The 1,727-nt window shown below is 66.3% G+C and carries 1 protein-coding gene; it reads right to left on the bottom strand.

Going from position 1 to position 1,727, the window contains the following annotated elements; genetic code table 11:
- On the bottom strand, positions 1–1,727 hold a 1,727-nt coding region (locus AC1DVA_RS28105; protein ID WP_476808085.1), incomplete at both ends, for a T1SS-143 repeat domain-containing protein.

Raw genomic sequence — 1,727 nt, 5'->3', positions numbered from 1 at the left:
GTACTGGCCCGCCACCACCGTGTTCGACCCGACCGCTACCGCAGGCCCGCCCGCCGTCGTCGCCACGACCGACGTCACCGCCGCGCCGTCCGCGCCCTGCACGTCGCCACCCGCCGCATTGCCGTCGCTGCCGGCGCCGCTCAGCAGATTGCCGCCCACCGCCGCAAACGAACCCGAGGCCACCGCATCCGTATCAGCAACCGCGACCGGCACGTCGTCGAGGACCGCGACATTGAGCGTCTGCGTGACCGTATCGCCATCGCTGTCATAAGCGACGATCGAGAACGTCAGGGTTCTGGTATCCGCCCCCGCCCCGGAGTGATCGAGGTTCTGGTAGAGGCCAAAGGCATAGGCCGGGTTGACCAGCGCGTTCAGCGTGACGATGAAGACCGGGCTGGTCGCATCCGCCCCCGTCTTGAACGCAACCAGTTCCTCGTCGATGCCGTTGGCGGTTGTGCGCACGACATAATCAAGCGCCATGCCGTCGGAGCTAAGCCCGACCGGCTTGATCAGCGTGTTGGCATTGTCGCGTGCAAACTCGAGCCGGCCCGGTCGGTCGGCATTGTAGGCAATGTTCAGGTTGCCAAAGTCGGTCTGCACCAGTGGAACGCCGGAGCCCAGGCCGCTCTCGGAGACCTGTCCGGGATGTGCAGGTCCCGTCACCGTCGGCACGTCGTCGGAGACGGCGACATTGACCGTTCCGAGCGCCGTCGTGCCGTCGCTGTCGGTTGCGACCACGCCGACCGAGCCGAGCGCCGCCAGATCGTCCAGATTGAGCCCGGGATGGCTGTCATAATTGCCGTTCAGCGTCGCCTTGACCGTCGCCACGTCGCCGGCACGCGTCAAGTCGAGTGTCACGATCGCCGCCGCTCCGTCCTTGCCGACGATCTGCGTGTCTGAGACCCGCGTCCAACTCAACCCCCCGCCCAGCGTCGCCAGGTTGGTCGCAAACACGATCGAGGTGATTGCATCCGAACCCGCCGTGAAGCTGATGCTGTTCGCGGCGAAGTCCAGATCTGCCGGCGTCGAACCACTCGCCAGGTTCTGGTCGTCCAGCGTCAGCGTGATCGGCGCGCCCGCAACCGGGAAGGCGCCGTCCGTGATCGTGATCGGCTGCACCGCCGTATCGCTGTCGCCATCGCCATCGGTGATCTGGTAGGTGAAGCCGGCGCTGATCCCGGCCGCGTTCGCCTGACCCGGCGCCGGATCAAAGGTCCAGGCGCCATTCGCCTGGAAACTGTACACGCCGAGTGTCGTCGTGAACTGATAGGCCCCGCCGACCAGCACCCCCGCCGTGATTGCCACCATCGCGCCCGAGCCCGGCAGCTGCACATGCGTCAGCGTCGCCCCGTCCGCGCCCTGCACATCGTTCGCCAGCAGATTGCCGCCGATCGTCCCGGCCGCATCCTCCGCGACCGTCTGCCCGGGATCGTTCACTGCGTCGGGGCCGTCATCCTGGAAGGTGAGCTTGATCGGCGTTTGGGAAACGGCAGACACGGAATCGTTGTCGGCGTCGGTCACCGTCGCAGTGATGTGAACGAGGCCTGCAATGACCAACGCCGCATCATCGTGTGTGGCAGGCGTCGAGCCGTCGACGCCATGAGCGATCGCTTCGAACTGCGTAAGCCACAGCTTGCCCGAGTCATCGATATAGGCCGCGAAGACCTTCGTCCCTGTGGCGAAAGCATCTCCGGCGAGACCGCCCGCGAGGCCCCACAGGATCAGAG

It is taken from the genome of Allobosea sp. P4_C6 (assembly GCF_056402015.1).
This window is presented reverse-complemented; position numbering and strand designations above follow the sequence as displayed.